Below are 4137 nucleotides of genomic sequence, written 5' to 3'. Positions count from 1 at the left end.
TTGCATCAATTCCGGCGACTGCGCGTACGCTACGAACGACTGCCCTCGATTCATGAAGCATTCCTTCACTTGGGCTGCGCCCTTATTTGCTGGCGCATTTTGAAAAACTCATTTTGTTAGATGCTCTTAGAATAGGTCGGGTCGATTATAGCACCCGGAAATTCGGGTTTAATCCGCAAAATACACGCGGTTTCGCGTCTGAACAAGGAAATTACGCGTCGTCGCCGGTGGTAGAATGGCGCTTTTTTCCGTCCTGCCGGCCGGCGCCCTTGCCGCGGCACAGTTTCCATCTTCTTTTCCCTCATCGCCATGGCTCTCTCCACCCTGACCGCCCTTTCCCCACTTGACGGGCGCTATGCCGCCAAGACCGACAAACTACGTCCCATTTTGTCCGAAGCCGGTTTCATGCATCACCGGGTCAAGGTGGAAATTGCATGGCTGCAGGCGCTCGCCGCGGCGGGCCTGGCCGAGATCAAGCCGTTTTCCGCGGACGCCAATGCACTGCTGACGCGCATCGCCAATGACTTCACCGAAGCCGACGCCGAGCGCATCAAGCAGATCGAAGCCGTCACCAACCATGACGTGAAGGCGGTCGAGTACTGGCTCAAGGAACAGGTCAAGGACGTGCCCGAGCTGGTGGCCGCGAGCGAATTCATCCATTTCGCCTGCACCTCGGAGGACATCAACAACACCTCGCACGGCATGATGCTCAAGGCCGCCCGCGACACGGTGCTGCTGCCGGCGCTGCAGGCTGTGATCGACCGGCTGACCGAGCTGGCGCATGAGCAGGCTGCCGTGCCGATGATGTCGCGCACCCATGGCCAGCCGGCCAGCCCGACCACGCTGGGCAAGGAAATCGCCAACGTGGTGGCGCGGCTGCGGCGCGCGGCGCAGCGCATCGCCTCGGTGGAAATCCTGGCCAAGATGAATGGCGCGGTCGGCAACTACAACGCCCATCTGTCTGCCTATCCGGAACTGGACTGGCAGGCATTTTCCCGCCAGGTGATCGAGGAGCGGCTGGGCCTGACCTTTAATCCCTATACCATCCAGATCGAGCCGCATGACTACATGGCCGAGCTGTTCGACGCGGTGGCCCGCGCCAACACCATCCTGCTGGACCTGAACCGCGACATCTGGGGCTATATCTCGCTGGGTTACTTCAAGCAGCGCACCAAGGCTGGCGAGATCGGCTCCTCCACCATGCCGCACAAGGTCAATCCGATCGATTTTGAAAACTCCGAAGGCAATCTCGGCATGGCCAATGCGGTGCTGAAGCATATGGCCGAGAAACTGCCGGTGTCGCGCTGGCAACGCGACCTGACCGATTCCACCGTGCTGCGCAACATCGGCGTCGGCCTGGGTTATGCGCTGCTGGCCTATGACAGCTGCCTGCGCGGCCTGAACAAGCTGGAAGTCAATCCGGCACGCATGGCCGAAGACCTGGACGCTACCTGGGAAGTGCTGGCCGAGCCGGTGCAGACGGTCATGCGCCGTTACGGCATTGAAAACCCGTACGAGCAATTAAAGGAGCTGACGCGCGGCAAGGGGATTTCCCGCGAGGCGCTGCAGGCGTTCGTGCAAGCTCTGGCGATACCGCAGCAGGCGAAGGAGCAGTTGCTGGCAATGACGCCGGCAAATTATCTGGGCATCGCCGAGCGACTCGCGCGGGATATTTGAGGTGGTTGATGATGCCGGCTGCCCCAGGGCCGGCATCGGGTTTAATACGGCAATGGCTTCCTGCCTGAAGGCTTGTCCTTCAAGATATCCTTGGTTGAAGAGTGCAGGTTCGATTTGTCAATCAGTTCATCGAACAACGCCACGAGGCTGGGTATTTCTTCCCGGTCGCGCAAGCCGGCAGGGTCACGCTTGATTTTGGGATTGACCTTGCTAGGTATCTTGCGTGCCTCATAGCTGATCTTGTCGTAGGTAGTGATTTTTTGCTCCCTGGAAGCCCATGTTTCCTCGTTGCGCGCAGCTTCGCTGCGTGCATACAACTGGGCGTTCAAATAAATCTCGCTAATTTTGTTTCGGCTTGCCGCAGCGCCTTTTCCAAGCTCTTTCTTACATTTGAGAAGTTTTTCCTTATTCTTTACAAGCAGATCGGAGGCCAAGACCGCTTCCATAAACGCCTTGACCCGCTCGGGGCTGCGTGAAGACATGGCGATGTAAAAGGCCCCAAAATTGTCGGACTCACGTCTTGCCAATAGCAGATCAACCTTATGCGTTTCATCCAGCTTCGAGGCAAGGATGGTTTCAATAAAGGTGCGGATCATGTCCGGCGTGCCGCGCATCAGTGCCCTGTAGAACGCGGATTTTCCCTTGTGCGGCGTGCTGATCAATTCCATGGCCTGATTCGATGACACCCCACTATCAGGGTCCAGCACGGCATCCAGATAAGCTTTCACCATTGCCACATTGTTATTCATGATCGCCGCATGCACGGCTGGCAAAGTGCTGTTCAATGCCTTGTCATGCGCTTCCTTCGTTTCCCTCCTGAGTTCCGCCACCTTTTCCGGTGGCAGTTTTTTATGTATCCGGGAAAGCGTTTCGTAATAGGGCTTCTTTTCCGTTCGCAACTGATCCATGTCCGGCAAATGCCTGGTCTTGTGGGGATTGCCTTCTTTCAGATAAGCATCTGCTGTCTCAAAGTAGAACTTTTCAACGTAAGCAGGAAGCGCATCCGTCAGCGGCGTGGTTTCCAGTGCCTGAAGCAGGACACGCTTGTCGCCAAAGCTGGCATTGGAAGCGAGGACTTTCCGGACTGCCTTCATCACTTCAGCCGCATCGCCGTTACTGTCCAGAAGAAGTGCCCGAAGATGCTTTCCGCGAGGCTGGAGACGCGGCTGCTTCTGCTGTCCGTTCGCCGCATCGACACGGTCCTGGTAGCTGGCCAGGTGTTCCATCTTGTCCTCAGTGGACTCGGGCAGCAACCTGGAACAGGCTGGCACATCGATTGCAGTTGCAATCACACGATGGGCAAAGTCGAAACCCGTTTCACCATGCTGCTTCCTTGTGTTGGACAGGACTTGATACAGCGTTTTCGGATTCATGAAGTACAGATACATGATCAGCAGGCACCGGCTGGATTCAGGCAGTTGACTTGATGCTGCCATATCCATCAACAAATACATTGTCGCAGCGGCCATCCGGGGATTGTTCTTTCCCGGCGTGGAGATCTCTCTGGATCTCTCCAGGAGGCGCTGGTAAAACGCATTCAGGAAAGGCTTCGTGCGCGCAGCCTTTGCAATAAAGTCTTCCAGAATTTTTACAACGTTCTTATCACCCTCAATAAAACCAAGCAGCATGGCCGACGGAGAAATTTTTATTTCAGGATTTTTTTCCAGTTCCTTGCTTAACAAGCCCATCAATAAGGCAGTGGTGACGATTTCATCACCAAAGGCGTCAAGCAGATGATCGACAATCACCTTCTTGCCGGTGTCGTGATGGTTGTCCAGGGCATCGAGAAACCCGATAGCATATTCAAGCTTTAGAGAGACGTCCTCCGACTTGGCTATGTCTTGCAAAACCTGTTGAATGGTGTCGGTTGAACGTTGCTTGACGGGCGCATTAAGATCATGAATCTTTAATTTCGCGTCCTTGATTTGCTGCTGAAATGCTCTCAGGGCTTTGGCATCGTCCGCTGGATAAGCCTGCTCCGTATCCGAGTCGTCTCCATCCAGATTATGGTAATCGCTGTCGGTGCCATCAATGGCACATCCGGCATAGGCACACACAAGCGCATCGATGACTTTTTTTCTATCCTGCACGGACATCGGTGGAGAAGCAAGTCTGCGCAACCGCGGCAGGTAGACCGCTTGCTCCTTCTGGCCAAGGAGTCTCAAGGCGTGTGCCAGATTGACCAATGGGGCACAGCGGCTGTCCGGCTTCATCTGCTCTATCATGCCCAGCGTCTTTTCGAAGGCTTCGCTCTGCTTGCTGGTGGGCAGGCCGGAAATGGACTTCGCGTTCTTCACGGCCGCTATGGACTGTTGGTCCGGCTGGACGCTTAAGGCTACGCTGAACAAGCCTTCTTTTTTCGGTGACACTGATCTATATGGTCGGATCTGGATAAAAAGGACGGTTTAGCGCCTTATTTATAGCCCTTTAGGGGCGGTTGCTTCAGGCTTTTCAGCCTGC

At 55.5% G+C, this 4137-nt stretch carries 2 protein-coding genes and 1 pseudogene; 2 read left to right on the top strand and 1 reads right to left on the bottom strand.

All coding sequences use genetic code 11. The annotated features are described in order from the left end of the window. Together IGW04_RS25995 and purB are read left to right on the top strand one after the other, a co-directional pair. Positions 1-120 (top strand): annotated as a pseudogene (locus tag IGW04_RS25995) (IS5/IS1182 family transposase); the annotation flags it as partial. A gap of 189 nt (positions 121-309) precedes the next feature. Then, positions 310-1677, top strand: a complete 1368-nt coding sequence (purB, locus tag IGW04_RS25400) for an adenylosuccinate lyase (RefSeq protein WP_194715877.1) — start codon at positions 310-312, stop codon at positions 1675-1677. A gap of 41 nt (positions 1678-1718) precedes the next feature. Here purB and IGW04_RS25395 read toward each other — a convergent pair whose 3' ends face one another. Continuing rightward, positions 1719-3974 (bottom strand): ankyrin repeat domain-containing protein, encoded by a 2256-nt coding sequence (locus tag IGW04_RS25395; RefSeq protein ID WP_194715876.1) that lies wholly within the window; start codon positions 3972-3974, stop codon positions 1719-1721. Positions 3975-4137 lie beyond the last annotated feature (163 nt).

The sequence above is a fragment of the Noviherbaspirillum soli genome, from assembly GCF_015352955.1.
Taxonomy (GTDB): Bacteria; Pseudomonadota; Gammaproteobacteria; order Burkholderiales; family Burkholderiaceae_D; genus Noviherbaspirillum_A; species Noviherbaspirillum_A soli.
The sequence above is the reverse complement of the archived record's forward strand: the minus strand, read 5'-3'. Positions and strand labels throughout refer to the sequence as shown.